The organism is Planktothrix agardhii, from assembly GCF_904830935.1.
In the GTDB taxonomy this organism is placed as follows: domain Bacteria; phylum Cyanobacteriota; class Cyanobacteriia; order Cyanobacteriales; family Microcoleaceae; genus Planktothrix; species Planktothrix agardhii.
The window spans coordinates 2,403,690-2,426,621 of sequence record NZ_LR882952.1; the positions used below are offsets into that span (position 1 = coordinate 2,403,690).

Annotated in this window: 27 protein-coding genes; 19 read left to right on the forward strand and 8 right to left on the reverse strand. The window is 40.3% G+C overall.

What is annotated here, in order from left to right; all coding sequences use genetic code 11:
* Positions 1-10 precede the first annotated feature (10 nt).
* Complete coding sequence (locus tag NMG88_RS11195; RefSeq protein WP_042155253.1) at positions 11-1,102, forward strand: saccharopine dehydrogenase family protein; 1,092 nt, start codon at positions 11-13, stop codon at positions 1,100-1,102.
* A gap of 12 nt (positions 1,103-1,114) precedes the next feature.
* On the opposite strand, the gene NMG88_RS11200 is transcribed toward NMG88_RS11195, so the two are convergent.
* Positions 1,115-1,381, reverse strand: a complete 267-nt coding sequence (locus NMG88_RS11200) for a hypothetical protein (RefSeq protein WP_026788418.1) — start codon at positions 1,379-1,381, stop codon at positions 1,115-1,117.
* Between the two features lie 74 nt (positions 1,382-1,455).
* On the opposite strand from NMG88_RS11200, the gene NMG88_RS11205 reads away from it, so the two are divergent.
* The gene (locus tag NMG88_RS11205; RefSeq protein ID WP_026794975.1) at positions 1,456-2,004 is read left to right on the forward strand and encodes a DUF2854 domain-containing protein; all 549 of its coding nucleotides are present in this window, start codon (positions 1,456-1,458) and stop codon (positions 2,002-2,004) included.
* Between the two features lie 151 nt (positions 2,005-2,155).
* Positions 2,156-2,815: a diguanylate cyclase domain-containing protein gene (locus NMG88_RS11210; RefSeq protein ID WP_026794976.1), complete on the forward strand. Its 660-nt coding sequence runs from the start codon at positions 2,156-2,158 to the stop codon at positions 2,813-2,815.
* Between the two features lie 64 nt (positions 2,816-2,879).
* Here NMG88_RS11210 and NMG88_RS11215 read toward each other — a convergent pair whose 3' ends face one another.
* The gene (locus NMG88_RS11215; RefSeq protein WP_026796882.1) at positions 2,880-3,479 is read right to left on the reverse strand and encodes a VOC family protein; all 600 of its coding nucleotides are present in this window, start codon (positions 3,477-3,479) and stop codon (positions 2,880-2,882) included.
* Positions 3,480-3,631: 152 nt separating this feature from the next.
* On the opposite strand from NMG88_RS11215, the gene NMG88_RS11220 reads away from it, so the two are divergent.
* Positions 3,632-4,039, forward strand: coding sequence for a gamma-glutamylcyclotransferase family protein (locus NMG88_RS11220; RefSeq protein ID WP_026788414.1), 408 nt, complete (start codon positions 3,632-3,634; stop codon positions 4,037-4,039).
* A gap of 57 nt (positions 4,040-4,096) precedes the next feature.
* Here the strand turns inward: NMG88_RS11220 and NMG88_RS11225 are convergent, their stop codons facing one another.
* The 3 genes from NMG88_RS11225 to NMG88_RS11235 form a co-directional block, all read right to left on the reverse strand.
* Positions 4,097-4,648, reverse strand: a complete 552-nt coding sequence (locus tag NMG88_RS11225; protein ID WP_235752256.1) for an anti-sigma factor family protein — start codon at positions 4,646-4,648, stop codon at positions 4,097-4,099.
* A 112-nt stretch (positions 4,649-4,760) separates the two neighbouring features.
* Complete coding sequence (locus tag NMG88_RS11230) at positions 4,761-5,417, reverse strand: sigma-70 family RNA polymerase sigma factor (protein ID WP_254035424.1); 657 nt, start codon at positions 5,415-5,417, stop codon at positions 4,761-4,763.
* A gap of 354 nt (positions 5,418-5,771) precedes the next feature.
* Entirely contained in the window at positions 5,772-7,142 is a 1,371-nt protein-coding gene (locus NMG88_RS11235; RefSeq protein WP_254035425.1) for a helix-turn-helix domain-containing protein, read from the reverse strand.
* Between the two features lie 212 nt (positions 7,143-7,354).
* Between NMG88_RS11235 and NMG88_RS11240 the strand changes: the two genes are divergently transcribed.
* The 7 genes from NMG88_RS11240 (at position 7,355) to NMG88_RS11270 (ending at position 12,803) form a co-directional block, all read left to right on the forward strand.
* Complete coding sequence (locus NMG88_RS11240; RefSeq protein ID WP_227381388.1) at positions 7,355-7,531, forward strand: hypothetical protein; 177 nt, start codon at positions 7,355-7,357, stop codon at positions 7,529-7,531.
* 156 nt (positions 7,532-7,687) lie between these two features.
* Positions 7,688-7,864 (forward strand): hypothetical protein, encoded by a 177-nt coding sequence (locus tag NMG88_RS11245; protein WP_227381389.1) that lies wholly within the window; start codon positions 7,688-7,690, stop codon positions 7,862-7,864.
* An 83-nt stretch (positions 7,865-7,947) separates the two neighbouring features.
* Positions 7,948-9,120 (forward strand): radical SAM protein, encoded by a 1,173-nt coding sequence (locus NMG88_RS11250; protein WP_227382272.1) that lies wholly within the window; start codon positions 7,948-7,950, stop codon positions 9,118-9,120.
* Positions 9,121-9,132: 12 nt separating this feature from the next.
* Entirely contained in the window at positions 9,133-10,383 is a 1,251-nt protein-coding gene (locus tag NMG88_RS11255) for an aKG-HExxH-type peptide beta-hydroxylase (RefSeq protein ID WP_227381390.1), read from the forward strand.
* 36 nt (positions 10,384-10,419) lie between these two features.
* Positions 10,420-11,238 carry a hypothetical protein gene (locus NMG88_RS11260; RefSeq protein ID WP_227381391.1) on the forward strand — a complete coding sequence of 273 codons (819 nt, stop codon included), beginning with the start codon at positions 10,420-10,422 and terminating at the stop codon, positions 11,236-11,238.
* A gap of 42 nt (positions 11,239-11,280) precedes the next feature.
* Complete coding sequence (locus NMG88_RS11265; protein WP_227381392.1) at positions 11,281-11,691, forward strand: hypothetical protein; 411 nt, start codon at positions 11,281-11,283, stop codon at positions 11,689-11,691.
* Positions 11,688-12,803 carry a pentapeptide repeat-containing protein gene (locus NMG88_RS11270; RefSeq protein WP_227381393.1) on the forward strand — a complete coding sequence of 372 codons (1,116 nt, stop codon included), beginning with the start codon at positions 11,688-11,690 and terminating at the stop codon, positions 12,801-12,803. Before NMG88_RS11265 ends, NMG88_RS11270 begins: the two co-directional genes overlap by 4 nt.
* Before the next feature lie 238 nt (positions 12,804-13,041).
* Here NMG88_RS11270 and NMG88_RS11275 read toward each other — a convergent pair whose 3' ends face one another.
* Together NMG88_RS11275 and NMG88_RS11280 are read right to left on the reverse strand one after the other, a co-directional pair.
* A complete protein-coding gene (locus NMG88_RS11275; protein ID WP_227350927.1) occupies positions 13,042-13,401 on the reverse strand; it encodes a type II toxin-antitoxin system VapC family toxin in 360 nt (119 codons plus the stop codon).
* A gap of 83 nt (positions 13,402-13,484) precedes the next feature.
* On the reverse strand, positions 13,485-13,757 hold the full coding sequence (locus NMG88_RS11280; protein ID WP_026796876.1) for a hypothetical protein: 273 nt from the start codon (positions 13,755-13,757) through the stop codon (positions 13,485-13,487).
* Between the two features lie 64 nt (positions 13,758-13,821).
* Here NMG88_RS11280 and NMG88_RS11285 point away from each other — a divergent pair, with 64 nt between their 5' ends.
* The 5 genes from NMG88_RS11285 to NMG88_RS11305 all read left to right on the forward strand — a co-directional run bounded on the left by NMG88_RS11285 (position 13,822) and on the right by NMG88_RS11305 (position 15,514).
* Positions 13,822-14,016 (forward strand): hypothetical protein, encoded by a 195-nt coding sequence (locus tag NMG88_RS11285; protein WP_144018185.1) that lies wholly within the window; start codon positions 13,822-13,824, stop codon positions 14,014-14,016.
* Positions 14,017-14,066: 50 nt separating this feature from the next.
* On the forward strand, positions 14,067-14,327 hold the full coding sequence (locus NMG88_RS11290) for a hypothetical protein (protein WP_042155248.1): 261 nt from the start codon (positions 14,067-14,069) through the stop codon (positions 14,325-14,327).
* A gap of 55 nt (positions 14,328-14,382) precedes the next feature.
* On the forward strand, positions 14,383-14,748 hold the full coding sequence (locus tag NMG88_RS11295) for a pepsin/retropepsin-like aspartic protease family protein (RefSeq protein ID WP_406620753.1): 366 nt from the start codon (positions 14,383-14,385) through the stop codon (positions 14,746-14,748).
* Positions 14,749-14,879: 131 nt separating this feature from the next.
* Entirely contained in the window at positions 14,880-15,152 is a 273-nt protein-coding gene (locus NMG88_RS11300; RefSeq protein WP_042155243.1) for a hypothetical protein, read from the forward strand.
* Positions 15,149-15,514, forward strand: coding sequence for a clan AA aspartic protease (locus NMG88_RS11305; protein ID WP_042155241.1), 366 nt, complete (start codon positions 15,149-15,151; stop codon positions 15,512-15,514). Before NMG88_RS11300 ends, NMG88_RS11305 begins: the two co-directional genes overlap by 4 nt.
* A 112-nt stretch (positions 15,515-15,626) precedes the next feature.
* Here NMG88_RS11305 and NMG88_RS11310 read toward each other — a convergent pair whose 3' ends face one another.
* Complete coding sequence (locus tag NMG88_RS11310; protein ID WP_254035426.1) at positions 15,627-19,940, reverse strand: ATP-binding protein; 4,314 nt, start codon at positions 19,938-19,940, stop codon at positions 15,627-15,629.
* Positions 19,941-20,123: 183 nt separating this feature from the next.
* On the opposite strand from NMG88_RS11310, the gene miaA reads away from it, so the two are divergent.
* From miaA to puuE, 3 genes are all read left to right on the forward strand, one after another.
* Positions 20,124-21,047: a tRNA (adenosine(37)-N6)-dimethylallyltransferase MiaA gene (gene miaA / locus NMG88_RS11315; RefSeq protein ID WP_254035427.1), complete on the forward strand. Its 924-nt coding sequence runs from the start codon at positions 20,124-20,126 to the stop codon at positions 21,045-21,047.
* Between the two features lie 193 nt (positions 21,048-21,240).
* Entirely contained in the window at positions 21,241-21,948 is a 708-nt protein-coding gene (locus NMG88_RS11320; RefSeq protein ID WP_042155237.1) for a Uma2 family endonuclease, read from the forward strand.
* Positions 21,949-21,980: 32 nt separating this feature from the next.
* The gene (puuE, locus tag NMG88_RS11325; protein ID WP_042155234.1) at positions 21,981-22,931 is read left to right on the forward strand and encodes an allantoinase PuuE; all 951 of its coding nucleotides are present in this window, start codon (positions 21,981-21,983) and stop codon (positions 22,929-22,931) included.
* Position 22,932: the final 1 nt, after the last annotated feature.

A 22,932-nucleotide genomic window follows, 5' to 3' on the forward strand; every position in this document is an offset into this window, starting at 1 on the left:
AGATAATCCCATGAATCAACGAGTTTTAATCCTAGGAGGTAGAGGACGAATTGGCAATAGTGTTGCCGAATATCTCGCCCAACATACCGCCGCCGAGATTACCATTACTGGACGAAAATTGACGGGAAATATAGGAATTAATCCCCGATTTCAACAGTTAGAATTAGATTTAGCAGATCAGGATAAATTAGAAAATGCGATCGCCAATTCTGACTTAGTTATTCACTGTGCCGGGCCATTTCAATATCGAGATTTAGGAGTTTTAAAAACCTGTATTCAACATCACGTTAACTATATTGATGTCAGTGATAATCGAGACTTTACCCGCCGGATTTTAGAGCATTCTGAAGCAGCTAAAAATGCCGGAGTCACCGCTATTATTAATACAGGTATTTTCCCCGGTATTTCTAATAGCATGGTGCGTCAAGGAGTGGAACAATTTGATCAAGTCGAAAAAATCCACCTAAGTTATGTGGTGGGAGGGTCTGGAGGGGCTGGAATTACCGTGATGAGAACTACTTTTTTAGGGCTACAATCTCCATTTCAAGTGTGGATAAACGGACAATGGCAAACGATTAAACCCTATAGCGAAAGGGAAACCATTGAATTTCCTTCCCCCTATGGAAAAACCGGAGTTTATTGGTTTGATATGCCAGAATGTTTCACCTTAGTAGACTCTTTTCCCGTTAAAACTGTGATTACCAAATTTGGCACTATTCCCGATTTTTATAATTATTTAACCTGGAGTGTTGCCCATTGGTGGCCAGAAAGTTGGCTGAAAAATCCCGCCGTGATTGAGTTTTTATCCCAGGTAAGTTATCGGATGACCAATGTAACCGATCTTTGGAGTGGTATCGGGGTAGCAGTTCGTTCCTGTGTTACCGGAATTAAACAGGGAAAAACCGTTGATTTTTGTTCTACAATTGTTCATGAAAATACCGCTAAAATTGCCGGAATTGGCACCGGAACGATTGCGGAACTTTGCTTAAAGGGTAAACTGCAAAAGCCCGGAGTTTGGCCCGTAGAACAAATACTTTCGACTCCATTATTTGAAGCCACTCTGAATCAACGTGGCGTTAATATTCAAACCAATTTTAGTTAGAAATTAAACAGATTAGCGCAAAAATGGAGGGCGTTTACTATCCGTGTCGGTTTTATTTTTAGCCGACTCAGCCAGGAAACGTTTTAAGGCTTTTTCACGATTTTTCATAAACGCCCCCCAAAACCCGGGTTGAAACTCATCCATCGTTTTCGCTAAAGCCCAAACATCAATGGCCAGGATGTTGTACATTCGTTCATCTTCGCACTTGAGGGTATTGATCTGTTCTAGGAGCTTGCGTTTTATACTAGAAATAGATTGATCTTCGTCGTTGGTGTTCATATTGAACGTTTAATAAAAGGGCGTAGCAGTTTAGAATCAACACAGTGAGTTCTAGCAGAATACTTTTGATTAATATGTTACGTCAAACTTCTTTGGGCGCCCTAGGTTTAGTGGTGGGTGGAATCTTAACTGTAGTTGGTTTTGCCGCCTATTTTGCGGATAATGCCACCTTAAACTTAGCTGGATTTTTCTATGGAATTCCCGTATTGTTGGGAGGGTTAGCCCTGAAAGCGGCGGAACTCAAACCCATCCCATTTACTCAAGCCACCTCCTCTGAGGTCTTAGCTCGCCGAGAACAACAGGCTACAGACACCCAAAATCAAGTCCGCAAGGATGTCACCCGGTATCGCTATGGCCAAGAAGCCCATTTATCCGATGTCCTAGAACGTCTGGGACTTAGCCCTAACCGTGAAGAACGTCCCCTCCTCCAAGGTGTTCGAGAAACCCTCATTAATGATTCCTATTCTTTGATTTTAGAGTTTGATTCTCCGTTTATGTCTTTGGAAAATTGGCAAAAAAAACAAGACAAAATTGCTAAATTTTTTGGCCCTAATTTACAAGTTGAAATTAGCCAACCCCGAGAAGAACAGATTGATGTTGCTTTAATTTCAGATAAAAGTTAGTTTGGTTCTTCAGTAGATAGTATGCTGAAGTAATACAGAACCCCATAACCCTAGTTTTCAAGGTGCGCTGTCCCTCGACGACAGGGTTTTATGGTAGTTCACCTACTCCTATCTAGCTGGTATTATTTTATTATCCCGATATATTAACTATATGAAAGAGTCTATTTTATTGATAACAAAAGCCTTAAATTTATATTTTAATCAAGGAGAAATTCCAAAATTTACTCCCAGTATTTATCTGGAAATAAATCAACTTCACCAAGCGATTGAATTGGGAATTAAAAATAACGAACAAAAGATTTTAGACCTAGAAAATATTATTCTGTCTCGTCAGGAAGAATCCCTGCAAATTGTTCTGGAACGAGAAACCGCAGAAACCCATCTTCGCCAGTGTTTAAGTATAGCAAACCGTCACCATTTATCCCTATGTGTTGCTATAATTAACGTCGAAGACAGCCAGTTAACTGATGAAAACCCAGATTTTTTAGCAACTCCATCCTGCCAAATTATTAATTTAATGCAGGAATTAAAACAAATTTTGCGAGAAAGTGATTGGGTCGCCCAATGGAAAACGGATGAATTTCTATTAGCTATTTTTTCGGAATTACCCGGAACAAAAATAGCACTCAACCGAATTTTAGATCGTTTAGTTAATCAAGAAGAATCCCTTGAAAATAATCCCTCTAATTCTTCTGTATATATTGGATATACAAAAGTTCAACCCAATGAACACTATCGCGCCTGCATTGAACGAATAAATCAAGCCCTACAACAAGCTAAAATGACAGGAGAACGTTGTGTTTATTTTTAAGGAAATAGGGAATGGGTAATGAGTAATGGGTAATAGAAAAAGTTTACCTCCCCTGCTCCCCCTGTTAACTCTTAACTTCCGTCATTTCAATAACACGGTCATCTAAATCTTTCACTAAAAAATTTAACGGTCTTTCACTGCGAATTTTATGTTTTACCCCGCGCAATTGTACCTGCATTAAAATTTGTTCTAAACAGTCTTTATCAAAACAAACATGACGTTCTTGATCTTTGGAACCATAACTAGCCCCGCTAATAATATGTAACTGAGTGTTTTTCATTAGTTGATACCATAATCCCTCCGTACCCTGCATTTTAGATGTTACAGTGTTCCCGACGGGGGCAGAAAGATACAGGGGATCAATTCCGGTCGCTCCTAAAGTTTGTTCATAGTTATAGTAATAATGTAAAGGCACATCTGCCACGGACAGTCCTAATAAACCCTCGTAAAAATCCCTGGCTACATTCAAATCAGAAACCATAATTGTATGTACTTTCGGTGCGCTGGTGAGAAACATCCACATGGCCACGGCATAGGCCGCCAGTAGCATCACCATCACCCCCTGAGTCGAAAAAATCCCGTCAAAAACCGGAAATTCAGGGAAAAACGTACTTAACAGTAATGTATGAAATGAAAAATCAATTAAATTAATGGCTATTAACATAAATAAATTCAGAAGTAGGAAATAAACTCAATTCAAACCAATCATCGCCTTCATCCAACGGTCAAGACGATCTGTTGATGATCATCTTAACAAAAAGTTTTGACAATTACTGTACAATCATCTCTTTTTCTTACAGACATTGCAACTTAACTATGACCAATCAGATTGATGTATTTGTCTATGGTACGCTCAAGCCAGGGGAATATAACTATCAACGCTATTGTCAGGGGCGAGTCCTGGCCCAGCGTCCGGCTTTAGCGGTGGGAACACTCTATGCTCTATCTTTAGGTTATCCAGGGATGGTAGCTGGGGATGGTATGGTACAGGGGGTGATTTTATCCTTTGCAGACCCTAATATTTTTTTAGATTTAGATCAATTAGAAGATTACCAACCCCATCGCCCTGCTGAAGAAAACGAATATCAGCGACAACAAATTTCTGTATTTGATCTCAACCATCAACCTTTAGGCTTAGTTTGGGTTTATTTGATGGATATTAAAACCGTTGAGTTTTATTCCGGGGTTTTAATTCCTGATGGGTGTTGGAAAAACCAAGATTAGACCTAAAATATAACCCCAAAAAACCTTATATTTTAAAGTCTCTGGGGTTATATTATTTTAATTGATGGGTCTTGAAACTGCGGCTTTAGGAATCGGAATAATCGGTTGATCCACACTAATACTAACCGCATTCGGAGTAATAATTGGGATCAGAGGTTCATTTAAAGCAATTTGTAAGGGTTCCGAATTGTTCAGGGTTTCAGACTGGGCAAACATCGGAAAACGCCCGGAATTGCCTGAAATTGTACTAGAAAAAGTCATCACTAATAAAGCCGCGATCGCAGTTCCTCCCCAAGTTGCCATCCTCCGGGTTCTCTGATTTAAACTTTGGAAAACGCGGGCGGTTAGTTTTTGTACCGAAGTACCAGAAGCAGGAACAGGAGCGTTTTGCAAGCGAGAACGCAGTTGTAGTAATTGTAGAAAAGTTGCTTTAATCTTAGGATCAGTATCCAGCCACAACTGAACTTGACGGCGCTCTGCAACCGTCGCTTCATTGTCCAGGTAGGCACTGAGTAATTGGATTTTAGGGTCAAGATCCGAGTGTTCCTCAGATAGATATCCCCCGATGGTTGAGTAAGTTTGTGGTTCTGGCTCAAGATTATGCTTCATCCGAACACCCCCGTTCACCAAATATGAAATCAGACATGAGAAATTGGGGTTCAACCTATAGAACTATTGTATCCCTATTAACAGGAATTTCACCCGCTCGCCTGCACAGATTTTAGGGATTGAGATACACTTGCAGATCGGTTTGTAAGCGTTGACGGGCTCTGGCGATTCTCGATTTTACCGTTCCCAGGGAAACCCCGGTAATTTCGGCGATTTCTTCATAAGCTAATCCTTCAATTTCCCGCAAAACAATCGTGGTGCGGAATGCTTCGGGTAAATCGGCGATCGCTTCATGAAGATGACTATAAAATTCACGGGTTGCCATATCTTCATCGGGGCCAGGGCCATCGGAGGCAATTTCCCAATCCATTTCCCCATCTTCTATATTGCGAGGGGCATCTAAAGATAAGGGGGGTTTGACCCGTTTGCGCTTGCGGAGTTCATCGTAAAACAAATTTGTGGCAATTCGACTTAACCATCCCCGAAATTTGACGGGCTCTTGTAGACGTTTAATATTGCGATACACCCGAATCCAGATTTCTTGAGCTAGGTCAGCCCGATCTTGCCAGTCTGGGGCCAGGTGATAGAGAATCTTATCAACGTGGGACTGATAGCGACGGAGTAATTCTGTGAAGGCGGCTTGATCTGGACAGACTCCCTCTTGACACCGCAGGACTAAATCGGTATTGGGGAGTTGTTCAAGGGGTAGTTGCTCTAGGGGGATAGAGACGCCTGCCTTAGACCAAGAGATAGGTATGGATTGGCTCATGGGTGGAACTTGGTTGATGAAAGATTCCGTTAGTTGATGACGCGACCCGGATTCATTGTGTTCCTGGGTTCAAACTGATCAGTTATGATACCAGGGCTAGAGATGAGTTTTTTCACCTAACGGGTGTTTTCCCTTATGTTAGTGGAAGTTTAACCGTTTGTCATGAAAAATTTCTCATCAAATGCGGGTCATCGTTGTATTAAAGGATACGTTCGCTCTGATTGAATTTCGGGAAAATTGGAAATCAGAAAAAGGGCGGACAGAAGTTATTTTAAAATTCGCCCCTGGATGAATCTTGTCTTATTAATCCCAGGGGATATTTAAACTTGGGTATTTTTCTAATCTTCATCTTTTTTATATCAGCAAATACTGCTTAATTAGAGGTGATAACCAGAAACTATTCTCAATTTTTTCTACTAAACAACGCCGTTGTAAAGATTGTAAGACGTTAACTAATTCTAAGTTTAAATTGGGTTGTTTGTCTATTAATTTTGCCAGTTTTAGGGGTTGAGTTTCCCTAGCCAGTATGGACAATATTTGTTTTTCTGTATCGGACAGGCGATCGCACTGTTGCCGTAAAATATCTTTAACATCTTCGGGTAATAAGATGATATCATTTTGTAATAAATCAGTAACATTGACTCCTAATTCTTGAATCAGAGTTGCGACACTTTTTAACCATAAAGGGTTGCCTTGGTAACGGTGAATCAGTATTGAGTAGTCGATTTCTGTTAACCCGTAATCTCTGAGTATTTCCCCTGCGGCTGCGATATCTAAACCATTGATTTGTAAAGTACGAATAGGATTATTTTGGCTTTCGATTTGAGAGATTTCTCTGGGTTGTTCCCAACCGATTAAAAGAAAGCAACTTTGATGGGATAATTTTTCTATCTGTTTAAAAAAATGGCGATATTCTTCATATTCTGGTTTATATTTTCCTGACAATTCACCACTACAGAAAAGATTGTGAACATCATCTAATATGATTAAACAGCGATGCTTTTGTAAATACTTAATTAGGGATAATGGTTTCGGTTTAGTTGTAGGGGAGTCTAGTTTTTCTGACTGGGAGAAAAGCTGAATTAGTTCCTGTTGAAATTCGTCTAGGGTGTGGGATACGTTTATAGTGCGCCAAATTATGTAATCAAATTGATTTTTTATTTGTTGTACGAGTTGTACTGCTAGGGACGTTTTACCAATACCGCTAATACCAGTTAGGGCTATGAGGTGGCTGTGTTGTTGTAGAATCCAATTGGTGAGGGTTTGGAGTTCGGGAGTGCGATCGTAGAAAGCACCTAATTCTGGCATCTCGCTTAAATCTTGATGTGGAGTTTCAGGTTGTTTTGTGTTGGATGTTTCTTGATTTTGTGGGTGTGAGTTTGGTGTATTTGGCGGGTATCTTCCTTCTCCACAGAAGTTAAAACTACCGCTCATTACAACGTCTTGTGCAAAGTTTAAAACGCCAGAGTTTTGTAACCTCTCCATTGCTGATCTAAAATTCTTTTTATTGATATCTTCTCCTAATTCTTCTGAAAGTAATTGCCATAATTCCGAGCCAATTTCTCTGATGCGACTTTCAGAACAGTCAAAGTCTTTGGCTATTTCTTTGTATGTCTCCCGTTGTAGAGTTCCTCGCAGTACCGCTGCTTGTAAATCGTCAAGATGTTGGCCTGTTTTAGCAAAAACTATATCATCAGCGAATTTTAACATTTCTTTAAGATTCATCTGGTTTGGTAGATGCGAGATTTTTTGTATTGTAGCTCACATTTGCCAACATTTTCGCACAATTTCATATATTTTTGCACAAAAGTAGATTAAAGAGATGAAAAGCGGTAAAAAGCTGCTGACAAAATTGAACATTTTTGTGGTAGACAAATGTTTGATTTTCAAAAATAATGGGAAAATGCTAAATCAATTAAATCTGTGAGGCAAATATAATGACTGTCGATCTTGGTTCTAAACCTGTTGCTGAAATTGCCGTTAATGATTTGAAAGAGGAACAGCTACAGAAAATCAATCCAAAAGTTGTAGCTGCGATTCAAGCGATTCAAGCGGAACGGATGGGTAATGAGCCTATTGAATGGCTGGATTTCAGTAGTCACACTACTAATTGAGTTAGTTTTTTGCTGATAGGGCGGTTGCCTAAGAAGGCTTTTCCACAACAATGATTTTGGTTTTCAGTGTAGCTTTGAAGGAAAATTTATGTCACTTGATTTGGTCCCACCCCAGAAATCTGAGTTCTACATCTATTTAAGGAGTGACGAAGCTAAATGACCGTTTATCAGAGTTATAAACCTATCACTCAACTTGCAGTTAATGATTTGAAAGAGGAACAGCTACAAAAAATTAACCCCAAAGTTGTAGTTGCGATTCAAGCGATTCAAGCGGAACGGATGGGTAAGGAGCCAATTGCCTGGTCTGACTTCAGTAGTCACACTACCAATTGAGTCAGCTTTTTACTGAGAGGGTGCTTGGCTTGCTTTTAGCCAACGATAATTTGGGTTTTCACTGTAGCTTTAAAGGAAGGTTTATGTCACTTGAGTTGCTTCTACCCCAGAGAACTGATTTCTACGAAGTACGACCCATAACAACTTTTGTAGTTAAAGTAGTAAGTCGTTGCAATCTCAAGTGTTCCTATTGCTATATGTACGAACACCCAGATCAAACGTGGAGAGAGCAGCCAGTTGTGATGAGTGCTAAGACGATCAAGCTTCTAGCAGATCGTCTTAGCAGCTATATTCGTATTCGTGAGTTAAAACAAATTATTGTCGTTTTTCATGGGGGTGAGCCTCTTCTACTCGGAGCAGCTAAACTTAGAGAATTCTTCACTATTTTGTCGAGTAGTTTTCAGGATATTGAAGCGGATGTGAAGTTCGGACTTCAAACGAATGCAACGCTGGTAGACGATGACATTGTGCAGGTACTTCAAGACTTCAATGTTCGTGCGGGTGTTAGTATTGATGGGCCGCAAGAATGGAACGATCTTATGCGTGTTGACGCAAAAGGGCGCGGAAGCTTTTCACAGATTATAGCTGGTGTAGAAAAGCTGCGTAATCCCAAGTCTGGGGGATCTGTGTTTGGAGGTTTTCTCACCGTTGCTAATCCAGAAATAGATCCTTATGAGTTATTCACATTCTTTGAGAAACTAAACACCACTGCTATAGATTTTCTTCTACCAGACTTCAACTACGATACTTTTCCATACGATAAGTATCCCCCAGGAACTTTTGGTCGATGGCTATCTGCTCTTTTCGATTATTGGATAGCTTCAGAAACCAGCATAGAAGTTCGTATATTCAGAACTCTAATGAAGCTTTTAATGGGTGGAAACAAAGGCTTTGACTCTTTTGGTGCATTGAGTGATGGAGTCATCATAGTTGAAACTGATGGCACTTATCACGGACTAGATGTTCTGAAAACTGCATATCATGGTGCTACCAAAACAGGTATGTCGCTGGATTCTCATCCGATTGAAGCTTTAGAGTCTTTGCCTTTAGTCACAGCACTATCTAACAAGCAATTTTCTGCACCTCAAAAGTGTCTTAATTGTCGGTTATTTGATGTCTGTGGTGGTGGATATCTGCCTCATCGTTACAGTTTAGAGCGTGGATTTAATAGGGAATCAATTTATTGTGAAGACTTAATAATTATCATTGATCACATTAGAGATTATTTATCCACTGAACTATCAGGTATCTCATAAGGACGTTGCGTTATGATCGTGTGTGCAGACCAAGAGACTGAGATTGGAACTATTGACTTGGAGTTGACCTGTAAGCTAGATGACACTCAACTGTTCTACCAAAATGCGTTAATTAAATATGTTGAGGAGTCAGCTACCCGACACATAGCCATGCTGTATATTCTTAGCAATCAAGGTTATGAGTTAGCCTCAGCGCTTCTCAAGCAAAATGATGATGTGGATATATTGAGCGGTTTGTTTTTGCAATATAGGGAACTTGAAGCAAAATCTCGATCGCTTTTCCAAACTTATGTCAGCGACGATACTGGTAGGATTAAGGACTTCCTAATTAATTTTTATACTCTGTTTTCTCCTCTGAGTGGGGGCTTGATTTTAGGTTTAGATCCTCTCAAAAACGTGAAAGTCACTGCTGGCTCTCTTCTTTGTTTTCCTACACTAGCTAGAGCAGCTGCTGTTACGCAAGATAGCGATCTTGGAGAAATTACAAAACAAGCAATTGAGGTGCTAATTGATGATAAATCCGATCGCATAACTTGGTTGCCAGACAGCTTTACACGGTCAGGAATTCGTATTTCTACAGCAATAACTCAACCAGCAGTAGCAGGAAATGAGTTTAATTTTATTGAAAAAGATTATCTGCATGATGTTTCGGCGGTAAGCACCAGGCATGATGAAATCCGCCTCTGCTTGGATCTGCTTTCATTCTTAGATATGGGACTTGGTGTCAGCATGAGTCGCTTGATGAAGGTGTACACTGTCTTGCCTCGTTACTCTCTAACTACACGGAGGGCTGGTTCTGTATCGCACTTACCTGGTTGGGCTTGGCAAGACTTTGATCCTGAAGCTGATCGAATGGAAGAAAAATGCCACTTGTGCGTACAAATGGTGCATGAGTTTTTTCATACCAAAGTTAATCTGATTGAAAAAAATGTCCGTCTTTACACAACAGACGGAAATTCACCACAGGTTTTTTCTCCTTGGAAAAACAGAGATCGTCCTCTTAGACAGGTGATTCATGCTTTAATCACCTTTTCGGCCGGGGCGGCTATATGGGCTAAACTTGTATCTTCTCCTTGGTTTTCATCTGAAAAGTTGTACTCGGAAGCTGAGAGTTACTGGGTTGAAACACTTAGCTTTGCCGATATAGCTTATCAAGGTTTAATCAAGTCTGAAGCGTTAACTGATGCAGGTAAGATTTTAGTTATTGCTTGTGTTGATAATTTGCAATTGACTATTAAATCAGGTCGAGGTCATTTGTCTTAGTTTCTAGAGATATTAATTAATAAAGGAGATAAATCTGTGGTTGAAATGATGGAAGGGATAAAAATTGCTGACTGTTATAATGACATAATTTGGAAAGATCGAGTTTTCTTAAGTTCGGGAACCGAGTCGGCTAGTATTTCAACAGATCAAGCGGCCACTCCTTACTGTAATGATGCGATTGTCCCTCGATTACCTTGGCGATCGCTTACTTCAATGGAACAAAAAATCATTTTCAGCAATAAAGTTGATAATTCCTCAAATTTGTATGTAACTCTTCTTAGTATTCCTCAAAATATTTTATGTCACCTTAACGAGCTAGGTAATGTAAAACACCATACGGCGTTGAAGTATCTTTTAGAAAAAGAGAGCATAGGAAAAGGTATTAGCTTAATTCAGGAGTATATTGAAACCTTCCGTCTCCAACACGCAGACCTAAATAAGTATAGAATTGGGTCGAATGCTCCTAATCAGATGACTGTAACTGCTGGCAATAGAGATTGCAGAGTTGGTCTTCACATTGATAATCAGCATGGTTCATCGCTGCATCGTATCTTAATCAATCTTGGCTCTCAACCCCGTTATTTTTTATTCATAAATCTATCAATTCAGCAGCTTTATAGATTGGTGTGTGAAACAGATAGTAATTTAGTTAGTGAAACTTGGGGTAGTTCAAGGATTGGCAGGGCATTTATGCAGCTTTTCCCGAACTATCCTGTTGTTAAATTGAAAGTTAACCCAGGAGAATCTTATATAGCTCCCACAGAACATATTACTCACGATGGGTGTACTGAGGGAACAAATAGTATTGATGTATTTTTCACAATGCGAAGTCTTTTTAATTGTCCGCATATATAGCAATGTTCATAGAATTATTCATAAAACAACATAGAGAAAAACATGGAAGAAAATTTTATACTATTGGGTGAGATAGCAAAAAGGCTATCATATAAGCCAGGGTACACCTTTTCAATCCGTCGAATAGATGATGAAAAAGCTTTAATTTCCCTCAGATGTCCATCGTTACCTCATTCTCAACAGCAAGGGGAGGAGGTGGGATTAACAATTAATAGCACAGTAAAGCTGTCAGCAATCCTAACACCCTCAGATGCCCTATATGCTTTTACGAACCTAGTGGCAAGTTTGGAACTGCACGAAGCCGCAGAATGGTTTAAAATTGATGACCGTCAAATATTCTTGGCTCATGGTTGGGGAGATGATTTTGGTGGTTTTAAGTGGGAAGATTTTATGAATCTTAATGGCAAGTATCTTAGTGCTTTAAAGAGCTTTATGGGGCAGGAGAATAGATGAAAAAGATCATTAAAAATTGGCGAATTGCCTCCTGGATATTAATATTTTTAGGAGTGGTTATTTTTGGTCAAATTTTATATGGTTTTGAATGGAGTGGCTTTGGAAAAACATCTGGCAAATCCGTCTCTATAGAAGAAGCAATAAATCCCCAAAATGGGAAAGTTATAAAAATAAGAAAAGAAATTGAGAATTTTCAATCAGAAAAGAAGATTTGGGATTGGCTATTGCTGGCTGGTACATTGGCAATTCCATTAGCTCTCCTTTTATTTCAAAGCAATCAAAGTAATGAAGTATCAGAAAACTTACGAGAAGAGGCAGTCAGAGCTTACTTTGACCGAATGACCAATCTTTTGGTTGACAAGAAGTATCGAACGGAACTTTTGCTGAATAATGAGTTAAATGATAATCCTATAAGGGAAGTAGCGCGTGTAAATACAGTGATGGTATTGCGGAGACTGAGAAACGATACAGAGCGCAAGAATCAAGTTTTAGATTTTTTGAGAAGTGCGAACCTTTCCAATTTTATATTGAAGCACTCTAATCTTAGCGGCACTAATCTTTCTAAAAATAACTTTTATGAGATTTGCTTTGCCAATGCCGACTTAAGTAATGCTGATTTAACTGAAGCTAAACTTTTTAAAGCTAATCTTTCTAGGGCTAATCTCTCTAAAGTTAAATTTTTCGCTGCCGATCTTAGGGCTGGCAATTTTAGTGGGGCTAATTTCTCAAAAGCCAATCTTAGTGAGGCAAAACTTAATGATTCTAATTTTAGTTGTGCTAACCTTACTGATGTTAATCTTAGTAGGCTAGAGCTTAATAAAGCAAATCTCAGTTGTGCTAATCTTAGTGGTGTAAAACTGATTCGTGCTAATCTTAGTGGTGCTATTCTCAGCGGTGCTAAGTTATTCAAAGCTAATCTCAGTGGTGCTATTCTTAAAGATACAGATTTTAGTGGTGCTGATCTCAATGGCGCTATTTTTGCTAATGCTGATTTACTCCAGGCTAAATTTACAGATACAAAAAATCTAACGGCAGAACAGGTAAAAAATGTTGCCAAAAACTGGGAGAAAGCTGAATACGATGTTGAGCTTCGGAATCAACTGAACTTATGAATAGCTGAACAGGGGCTACCATTTTTTTTATACTGTTAAACTCTACCCTAGATTAAGTTTCCTCCCTCAAACCAACATTCATCGGCGTTGAGTGTGACTTTGGTAAAGCGCGATCTTTCTTAAGAAATCGGGTTTCTGAGATGATTAAAGCATCTGTGCCGAGATTTTATTCAGAAACCCGGTTTCTCACCCCCAGCGATCGCCCATAAAATTATTTAACCTCCTCTCATCGGTTAGATTACGATCGCTCCGTCTCTGGCATTTCTCCATCAACAACTACCAACCCCACACCGCAGCGAATTGCCGCTTCCGCCAAGTGGCTATCCAGTGTTGCGATCGGCAATTCCAATCTTAATGCTAACTCTAAATAAGCTGCATCATAAGCAGCTAAACCTTCTTGTCTTCCTAGTACCAGAGTTGACGACAGTGCGTTGCTATCCGTAGCTTCATCAACCTGAATTAAAAGTGATTGTAACAAAGTAATAGCCATCTCAGATTGCTCAGTCGTCATGCGATTGCGTCGCTCGGCAACCAGGAGAGTATTAGCAACTTCTAGCGACCAAATTCCTGGTACAAACGCTTCGCAATCCGGCATCATCGCGAGTATAGCATTAGCATAATCGTTATCTTCATCCACTAAGCACCAACTGATTGCTACAGAACAATCCAATATAAACTGCATTAGAACCTGCGCCCTTCTTCTATCATTTCGCGGATTGAGCTTTTATCCAAGGCAATTTCTTGCCGTAGTTGTCGCATTCTACCAATTGCTGTTTGAATTGATTTTTTAGTAGTCAGTTGTCCCCAAGCGTTATACTTCGGTTTAACTTCCTCCGATGGTAGAGGCTGCACAACTACCACCACTTCCACAGAAGTATCTTTAAACTCATCGGGCATTTGGAGAAGCAATATGCCATCGGTTCCAATATGCGATCGCAGTTTCATTGTTTCCATGTCAGACTCCAGAAACTTCGAGCAATTCTAGTTTACCTCAAAGCTGTTCACCTTTACCAGTATCTTGACCGATAGTATAGGTGCTATTGAATGGGGAAGGCGATCGCAACTTAAGAAACCGGGTTTCTCAGATAACTCAAGCATCGCCGCCGAGATTTTGTTCAGAGACCCGGTTTCTCACCCCCACGCGATCGCCACACCATCGCCCACCAAAACTCATCGCGATCGCCCCTCCAAAAGAAAGCGCGATCGCCGTTAAAACACAATTTTAAAGGTTAAAATAAATATATATACTCTTAAACAAGCGATATGCCTCTCAGTGAACTTTTACCCACAGTTAATCAATTATCTCATCAAGATAAACTGCGACTCATTCACTTTCTCCTACTTGCAGTTGCCAAGGAACAAGGATGCAGCCTAGAACCTGCTGAAGATACTAATTCAGAAAATATACTTTTGAATCAACTAGCATCAACGAGTGCAGTTGTATGGTCTCCACAGGCAGATCAGGAATCAATTCAAGCATTATCAGAACTTCTAGCTACCGCTCAACAATCAGCCCATGCTTAATAGTCAGCGATTTCCATTTATAGAGCGAATTGATACCCTTGGGCGATCAAGTATCATGCCATATTTGCCAATCACTCTCTCCAACGGCAGCAACTCCGTAGAAGTGATGGCATTATTAGATACTGGTGCAAGTGTTAATGTTCTCCCATATCAGATTGGTCTACAACTAGAGGCAATATGGGAACAGCAAACCGTTCCTATTCAATTGAGTGGGAATTTGGCCCATAGTGAGGCGCGGGGATTGGTGCTTTCGGGTACAGTTGCTCAGTTTTCGTCGCTCTTGCTGGCATTCGCTTGGACTCGTTCGACAGATGCACCTGTAATCCTTGGACACCTCAACTTTTTCTCGGAGTTTAATGTCTGTTTTTTTCGTCACGAATTAGCTTTTGAGCTTTACCCAAGGGAAAAAGGAATTGTTTAAGCAATATGCGATCGCGCTTTCTTGTTTCTGATGAGCGATCACCTAAAATGAAAGAGCGATCGCAGCACCAAAACCAACCGCGATCAATATCTGCGGTATAATATTCAGTGTAGCGATCGCAAGGCGAGACTATGCAAACCATCCTTTTAAGCCGAGAAGAAGTGGCACGACGCGCCCGACAATTGTATGAGAGCAGCATCCGTCAACAAGTTGAGATAGACAAAAACATCGGCAAGATGGTGATCATCGACTTTGAATCAGGAGACTACGAAGTAGATGAAACTGGGTTAAAATCAGCCCGAAAACTCAGTGAAAAACATCCAAATGCTCGTCTATTTGGTATTCGTATTGGATACAATGTAGCTGTATCATTCGGTGGAATTATGGAGCGTGTTTACAGGTGATTTCCGGCATTGTAACTGATAGACACGCAACCATCACCCTGACATTTCTGCTTTTCAACGGCTCAACTATACCGATTGAATTTGTCATCGATACAGGATTCACTGGACATCTTTGCTTGCCCCCAGAAGCCGTTTCATTATTGAGGCTACCTTTCATATTCGATCTCCCGGCAAACTTAGCAGACAACAGTGAGATTTTACTCCCAGTCCATGAAGCGGTTGTCATTTGGAACGGGGAAGAGACGGAAGTTCATGTAATTGCTACAGGAAGACGACCCTTACTTGGAACTGCCCTACTAAACGATAGGGAACTTGTCATTCAGTTTACAGAAGGTGGGTTAGTAACAATCGATGATTTGTAGTGCGATCGCCCCTCCAAAAGAAAGCGCGATCGCAAATGCGTTGAAGATTAAAAACCCGATAACTTTCACGAAATCGGGTTTTTAGATCATACCTCAAGCAATCTCAAACCCCTTAGATATCTAAATCCGTCAAATTCAAGCGGGGAGCGTGGGTTTCGATGAACTCCCGACGGGGGGCAACGCGATCGCCCATTAATATGGTAAAAATCCGATCAGCTTCGGCGGCATCTTCCACTTCCACCCGTTTAATCATTCGAGTTTCTGGGTTCATGGTGGTTGTCCAAAGTTGTTCGGGCATCATTTCCCCTAACCCTTTAAACCGTTGAATATTGTAGTTAGCATTGGCGGGTAAACTTCTCAAATGCTCCTGTAATTCCTGTTCATTGTAACAGTATTGATGGTTCCGTCCCCGTTCTACTTTATAAAGGGGAGGACAGGCAATATAAATATAGCCTTGATCCACTAATTCTCGTTGATAACGATAGAAAAAGGTGAGTAATAAAGTCCGAATGTGAGCGCCATCAACGTCCGCGTCGGTATTATGACAGCAGAGTCCTCCAGTACCACAAACAAAGTTTTCATCCCCATCAACGGAAAAGTCATAAACATACTCTCCAACTAATTCAATCTCCTCTGCCTTGATAACTTTTAATCCCATTAAATCTTCACTAATGGGCAAATAATCCATCGGTTTTTGAGTGGGAAGTTGTAAATAGGTTTTGAGTTTTTCTGCTCCTAAATGACGTTGCCAAATTAAACGACAACTTTCGAGTTGTTGTTTCCCACAAAGGGTAAGAGTATAGTAGGGATAACGGGTTTGAATTGGGGCTGTGTGATTCAATTGAGGTTGATGTTCACTGGTACTGGCAATTAATCCCAATTGTCCGAATAAATAGAGTAATCCATTCTTAATTGAATTGGAGTTAGTTGTCCAAGAAATATTCGCCTCACTGGTTGTACCATCCCCTAAGAAATACCCCTCTAAAAAGGCAAGTTGTAAAGGTTCAGTCACCGAGAAAACCAGATCGGGAATTTGTTTTTCATGGGATTTTTTTCCTAATCCCCATGCTTGTAACAGTCGGGCAGCGGCTACACTATGAAAGTAGAGTTTAATGCCCTGACTTTCGGGATCATTATAGCGGCGTGGGGTTTCCCCAAATACCTCTTGAATAGCTGTAATTAACTCAGGAATAAATCGCTCATCTTTTGTGCTTAAATTCAGACTGACTTGATGTTTTGATAGGGTTCCTTCCGCCACATACCAACCCAAAAACCACATCAATTCTGAAGTAATAGGTAAATAGCGATCAAAGGCTTTATTCTGGTGGGCTTGAGGAACAATTTTTAGGTTATCCCCTAATTTAATTAACTCGCTTGGTGTGAAATATTCAAAGGGTTTGTAATTACTAACTTCTCGCCAACGGGCGTTTTTACTGCTGTCATCTTGAGTCAGGAGTTGATCAATTTTAGAGGGTAGGGTTTGATAAACAATATTTTCGTTACCTCCAATTGTCTCTAAATAATCTAAGAAATTAGACAAAATTGGGCGATTAATTCCCCGTTCCCAGTGACTAATAGTAATCGGTTGTTTGACTCCAATGGCAGTGGCTAATTGTTTTTGAGTCATGCCTAATGCTTGACGTTGGGCAATTAATTTTTGCCATCCTTGAGCATCTAATTCAACCCGGGTTTCACTGAATAATTCCGGTTTTTCAACCTTAGCTAAAATCCGGCGACTGGCAATTTTACGAACATCTTCTCCTTGTAAATATAAGGATTGAGTCACACCCGCTTCATAGAAAATTCGGAGTAAATCAATCCGGGTTTGGGGTTCAGTTGAACGGGGTAAACGACGACTGGCAACTAACCAATCTCCGGGTTTAATTTCATTGCCTTTTTTGAGTTTAACTTCCCCGTTTTCATAAACAAAAACACTATGGGAAGATGTGACTTTAATCTGACGATTATAGCGAGTCGTCAGTTGATACATGGGTTCTTCATGACCGTGACGAATTACGGCTTTAATCGGACGAAAACGGGTGGCATGGGTTACGGGATCAAAGGCAACCACTTGATAGCGTTCTGGGGTACGTTTCCCCTCGATACACTCATCAATAAACTTACCAATTTCTACAAATTCCGTTTTTCCGGTATCTTCCATTACTAACGTTGGTTCATCACCCGCAACGCTCATAATTATGACTTTATGATAACGCAACCCGGTAGCATCAAATTCTTCTCCCTTAATTCCTAATCCTAATGCTGTAATTAAGGATTGAATTTCATTATTTTTGTAGATTTTGGCATCATCCGTTTTCTCAATATTCAGGATTTTTCCGCGTAAAGGAAGAATGGCTTGGGTACGGCGATCGCGTCCTTGTTTGGCGCTATTATGCACAAATATACCCGCCGATAATGCGAAGTTATGGCTATGGGGAACTTCAATATCATAAACATCATGCCGTTCTTCTAACCATTCGATAGAAATTACCCGATGGTTATAGTTACGAATAGCAGTTCGGGTGGCAACTTCATCCCCTTCAAAATAGCGATCGCAAAAGGTTTTAAAGGTCTGATCTTTTTGCGGTTTAAGAGAGTTTGCTGACGGGTTATATATCTGATAGAGTGATGCTAGGGTTCGAGCATAATCGCTTTGATATTGAGATTCTAAGCGGTCTTGATCTTCCCGTTGTTTTAATTGATAGTTATTGGCTAATACATGGGTATCAATCCATTGATCAGAACCGGGATTCCAAACCTTTTGATTTCCCTTTAATTCCCCATTATTTTCCGCAGGGGAAAGTTGATAATGAAACGGCATTAAGGAATCTTCTGGGGTTAATTCTGCTGCTGCTTTATAGGTACGATCGCGCAACATAAACGGATGATCGGGAGTACAAATCAGGGTTTCTCCATTATCTAAAGTTAATTGCACGACTTGGGCATTTTGTTTCGTAAGTCGAGCATGAATTACTCGCTCAATCCCTATATTTCCACTATTATTAATAGTATAGCAAAAATGCTCTTTCCCTTGATTTTGTTCTTCAACAATTTCTTGAAATGTTTTCTCTGAACCATCGGCTAACCGAATCAAAGTAGAACCCAAAAAACAGCCTCCGGCACTATCGCCTTCGACTAAGAAAATCTCGGATTCATGGGGATCTCGGGTACTACAGTCCGCTAATTTACCGGGTAAAGGTGAGGATTCTAAGACCGATTTTCGACGAACTAAATCCCTGGCTCGACGAGCGGCTTCTGCGGCTTTAAAGGCTTGGATGGCTTTCTCAATTATCGCATCGGCAATTCCTGGATTAAATTCTAAATACTCGGTTAAAGCTTCCCCCACCAAGGAGTCAACAATTCCCCGAACCTCTGGATTTCCTAATCGGGTTTTGGTTTGTCCTTCAAATTCAGGATCGGGAACTTTCGCGGAAATAACGGCGGTCAGACCTTCCCTAATATTTTCCCCGCCTAAATTTGCTTCTCCTTCTTTAAGTTTATTCCGTTTACGGGCGATCGCATTTAAAGTCCGAGTCAAAACGGTTTTTAACCCTTCCAAATGGGTTCCACCATCGATAGTTCTAATATTATTAGCAAAGCCTAAAACCGTATCACTATAGGCATCGGTACACCACTGCAAAGCGACTTCTATTTGAACATTACTCCGTTCTCCACAAGTATAAATAATATCTTCATGGAGGGGTTGTTTATCATTGTTCATGTAGGCGATATACTCCCGAATTCCGCCTTCATAACAGTAGGTTTCTATCCTGGGATTTTCACGATTTAAGAGTTCTAAACGACTATCGGTGAGGGTGATTTTGACTCCCGCATTCAAATAGGCGAGTTCCCGTAAACGGGAAGCAATGGTATCACAATCAAACTCAATTCCGGTGGTAAAAATTGACGTATCAGGTAGAAAGCAAACGGAGGTTCCGGTGCGGGCTTCTTTGATCGGTTTTGAGGTGAGTTCCGTGGCGGGAGTCCCCCGTTCAAAGCGTTGGGAATATTCTTTTCTATCACGAAAAACTGTTACTTCTAACCATTCTGATAAAGCGTTAACAACGGAAACCCCGACCCCATGTAAACCCCCAGAAACCTTATAACCGCCACCGCCAAATTTACCTCCGGCGTGCAGAACTGTTAACACCGTTTCTAAAGCGGACTTTCCGGTTTTAGAATGGGTATCGACGGGGATACCGCGACCATCATCGGTGACGGTGACGGAACCATTGGCGTTGAAGTCGATTTCGATGTGGGTGCAATAGCCAGCCAGCGCTTCATCGATCGCATTGTCTACAACCTCGTATACTAAATGGTGGAGTCCTCTTGGCCCTGTGGAACCAATGTACATTCCAGGGCGTTTGCGAACGGCTTCCAAACCTTCAAGGACTTGAATTTGGTCGGCGCTGTAATTGCTGGTCATTTGATCACGACTCCAGTATTGGTTGAGTAAAAACGTCCCTTATGGCGTTCTTACATTAAAATGATAAAACTTTCAAAAATTGTAGCACAAATAGGTTGGAGAGGATCGTAGGGCATTCTCAAATGAAATTTGGACAGGGTTGATATATTCGGTTATCCGTGATGGGCGCAAGGAGAAGGAAAGTTGACTATTTGTACAATACCACAGTCACCCCAGTTAATTGTCATCTGTGGTGCGACGGCTACGGGGAAATCGGGTTTGGCAATCCAGTTAGCGGAGCGTTTGGGGTCTGTGGTTTTGAGTGCGGACTCTCGTTTGGTCTATCGAGGGTTTGATATTGGGACGGCGAAACCAACACTTGAAGAACGTCGGGGGATTCCCCATTATTTGATTGATATTTGTGAACCAACCCAGACTTTAACTGTAGCAGATTATCAGGATCAAGCGCAAGAATTGATTATGAATTCTGATGTTTCTGCTCCTATATTATTAGTTGGTGGCACGGGTTTATATATTAAATCTATTGTGCGGGGGATGAAAATTCCGAGGGTTGCACCTAATTTAAAATTACGATCGCAACTTGAAGGTTTAGGTCAAGTGCAATGTTATCAAATGTTAAAACAAATTGATCCGATGGCAGCGCAGAAAATTCATGCTAATGATCAGGTTAGAACTTTACGAGCTTTAGAAGTTTATTATATTACAGGTCGTCCGATTTCTGAACAACAAGGAGAAAATCCTCCGAATTATCCAATTTTACAAATCGGTTTAAATTGTGAACCAGAAGCATTAATTCATCGGATTCAAAAACGGACTGAAGACATGATCGAACGAGGATTTGTGCAGGAAGTAGAAAATTTATGTCAAAAATATGGAACTAAGTTATCGTTATTAGAAACTTTAGGATATCAGGAAATAAAACAATATTTAGCTGGGGATATTTCTTTAAAAACAGCCAAGGAATTAATCTTATTACATACCCGACAATTTGCCAAACGACAAAGAACTTGGTTTCGGGCTGTTTCTGAAATTCAATGGTTTGATGCCGATAGTTCTAATTTATTAGATCAGGTTTGGCAAGCTATAGCAATCCTAAATAGGTTGTAATATTGCCTCCTTGCTGTGCCTAGATTTCAGGCTCATTTATCCCTACAAATCAAAATTAACTCATAATTCATAAACTGAGTTTCTAACTATTATTAAATTTAGAAACCTGGTTAATTATAAAATTGATTAAAAACTTGACAATCATCAAAATATCAATTAAAATATTAATATATAGCTTAACTTCTCAAGAACAATGGCAACCTCAATCGCCAGTTTTAAAATAACCTGGGAACCCCTTCCCGATGATTTTATTTTACCGGATGACCCTGTGGATAATATTAATCAACCTGCTTTAGCTGCCGCTTTAACAGATAGTTTACAAAATGCGGGAAAACTCCCTCCTAATAGTTTAACCCCAACAAATTATGGAATTTGTGCCACCGTCAATGACAAAATAGTAATTAAAGCACCAGATTGGGCATTTATTCCAGAAATTCGAGTTCCCAGAACCGATATTCAACGCAGTTATACCCCGCAATTACAAGGAGATATTCCGCTTTTAGTTGTAGAATTTATGTCTGATACTGAAGGAGGAGAATATTCAATCAAATCAACCTATCCTCCGGGGAAATGGTTTTTCTATCAAACGATTTTAAGAGTCAAGTATTATGTTATTTTTGAACCCCAGCAGGGCATTTTAGAAGTCTACTGTTTAAATGAAAAGGGAGAATATCAGTTACAAACCGCTAATCCTGATAACCGTTATTTTATCCCCGAAATCAACTTATATTTAGGGGTTTGGCAGGGAAACCGGGAAAACAGAACCGGATATTGGTTGCGGTGGTGGGATGAAAGCGAAAACCTATTATTATGGGGATTTGAATTAGCAGAAATTCAACATCAACGGGCGGAAAAATTAGCTGCACAATTACGAGCAGCAGGTATTGAACCGGAAGTTTAATTTAACCGAATTGCTTGGAGGAAATTGATCGGATGTCTGAATATTATCCCAGAAATATGATCGGTTATGGTCGCCACACCCCCGATCCGAAATGGCCGAATCAAGCCCGAATTGCGGTACAATTTGTAATTAATTATGAAGAAGGTGGCGAGAATTGTATTCTACATGGAGATCAAACTTCTGAAGCATTTTTATCAGAAATTATTGGGGCTGAACCATTTCACGGACTACGCCATTTAAACATGGAATCAATTTATGAATATGGCAGCAGATCGGGTTTTTGGCGGCTCCATCGGCTGTTTACACAACGTCATATCCCCGTGACCGTTTATGGGGTTGCCATGGCTTTAGAACGCAACCCAGAAGCCGTTGCAGCTATGTTAGAAGCGGATTGGGAAATCGCTAGTCACGGTTATCGCTGGATTGATTATAAATATTTTAATCAAGAAATGGAGCGAGAACATTTAGAAAAAGCGATCGCTATTCATACAAAAATTACCGGAAATCACCCCTTCGGTTGGTATACGGGACGTACCAGTCCCCACACCCGCAAATTAGTCGTAGAAGCAGGAGGATTTTTGTATGATTCTGATAGTTATGCTGATGATTTACCCTATTGGATTTATGATTATGGTAAACCCCATTTAGTGATTCCCTACACCCTTGATAATAATGATATGCGATTTGCAACAAATCAAGGTTTTAACTGTGGGGAACAGTTTTTCACCTATTTAAAAGATGCTTTTGATATGTTATATACTGAAGGAGAAACCGCACCGAAAATGATGAGTATTGGGTTACATTGTCGTTTAGTGGGTAGACCCGGACGGGCGGCTGCACTCGCTCGCTTTTTAGATTATATTCAAAATTATGATCGGGTTTGGATCTGTCGTCGGGTTGATATTGCTAACCATTGGTATGAGTATAATAGACCTATTATTATTAATCGGTCGTTGATAATTAATAATCCGACGAATTCTTAAC

Coding starts and splice junctions, on each gene's coding strand:
- NMG88_RS11195 (WP_042155253.1), top strand. CDS start 11: ATGAATCAACGAGTTTTAATCCTAGGAGGTAGAGGACGAATTGGCAAT.
- NMG88_RS11200 (WP_026788418.1), bottom strand. CDS start 1,381: ATGAACACCAACGACGAAGATCAATCTATTTCTAGTATAAAACGCAAG.
- NMG88_RS11205 (WP_026794975.1), top strand. CDS start 1,456: ATGTTACGTCAAACTTCTTTGGGCGCCCTAGGTTTAGTGGTGGGTGGA.
- NMG88_RS11210 (WP_026794976.1), top strand. CDS start 2,156: ATGAAAGAGTCTATTTTATTGATAACAAAAGCCTTAAATTTATATTTT.
- NMG88_RS11215 (WP_026796882.1), bottom strand. CDS start 3,479: ATGTTAATAGCCATTAATTTAATTGATTTTTCATTTCATACATTACTG.
- NMG88_RS11220 (WP_026788414.1), top strand. CDS start 3,632: ATGACCAATCAGATTGATGTATTTGTCTATGGTACGCTCAAGCCAGGG.
- NMG88_RS11225 (WP_235752256.1), bottom strand. CDS start 4,648: ATGAAGCATAATCTTGAGCCAGAACCACAAACTTACTCAACCATCGGG.
- NMG88_RS11230 (WP_254035424.1), bottom strand. CDS start 5,417: ATGAGCCAATCCATACCTATCTCTTGGTCTAAGGCAGGCGTCTCTATC.
- NMG88_RS11235 (WP_254035425.1), bottom strand. CDS start 7,142: ATGAATCTTAAAGAAATGTTAAAATTCGCTGATGATATAGTTTTTGCT.
- NMG88_RS11240 (WP_227381388.1), top strand. CDS start 7,355: ATGACTGTCGATCTTGGTTCTAAACCTGTTGCTGAAATTGCCGTTAAT.
- NMG88_RS11245 (WP_227381389.1), top strand. CDS start 7,688: ATGACCGTTTATCAGAGTTATAAACCTATCACTCAACTTGCAGTTAAT.
- NMG88_RS11250 (WP_227382272.1), top strand. CDS start 7,948: ATGTCACTTGAGTTGCTTCTACCCCAGAGAACTGATTTCTACGAAGTA.
- NMG88_RS11255 (WP_227381390.1), top strand. CDS start 9,133: ATGATCGTGTGTGCAGACCAAGAGACTGAGATTGGAACTATTGACTTG.
- NMG88_RS11265 (WP_227381392.1), top strand. CDS start 11,281: ATGGAAGAAAATTTTATACTATTGGGTGAGATAGCAAAAAGGCTATCA.
- NMG88_RS11270 (WP_227381393.1), top strand. CDS start 11,688: ATGAAAAAGATCATTAAAAATTGGCGAATTGCCTCCTGGATATTAATA.
- NMG88_RS11275 (WP_227350927.1), bottom strand. CDS start 13,401: ATGATGCCGGATTGCGAAGCGTTTGTACCAGGAATTTGGTCGCTAGAA.
- NMG88_RS11280 (WP_026796876.1), bottom strand. CDS start 13,757: ATGGAAACAATGAAACTGCGATCGCATATTGGAACCGATGGCATATTG.
- NMG88_RS11290 (WP_042155248.1), top strand. CDS start 14,067: ATGCCTCTCAGTGAACTTTTACCCACAGTTAATCAATTATCTCATCAA.
- NMG88_RS11295 (WP_406620753.1), top strand. CDS start 14,383: ATGCCATATTTGCCAATCACTCTCTCCAACGGCAGCAACTCCGTAGAA.
- NMG88_RS11300 (WP_042155243.1), top strand. CDS start 14,880: ATGCAAACCATCCTTTTAAGCCGAGAAGAAGTGGCACGACGCGCCCGA.
- NMG88_RS11310 (WP_254035426.1), bottom strand. CDS start 19,940: ATGACCAGCAATTACAGCGCCGACCAAATTCAAGTCCTTGAAGGTTTG.
- NMG88_RS11320 (WP_042155237.1), top strand. CDS start 21,241: ATGGCAACCTCAATCGCCAGTTTTAAAATAACCTGGGAACCCCTTCCC.
- puuE (WP_042155234.1), top strand. CDS start 21,981: ATGTCTGAATATTATCCCAGAAATATGATCGGTTATGGTCGCCACACC.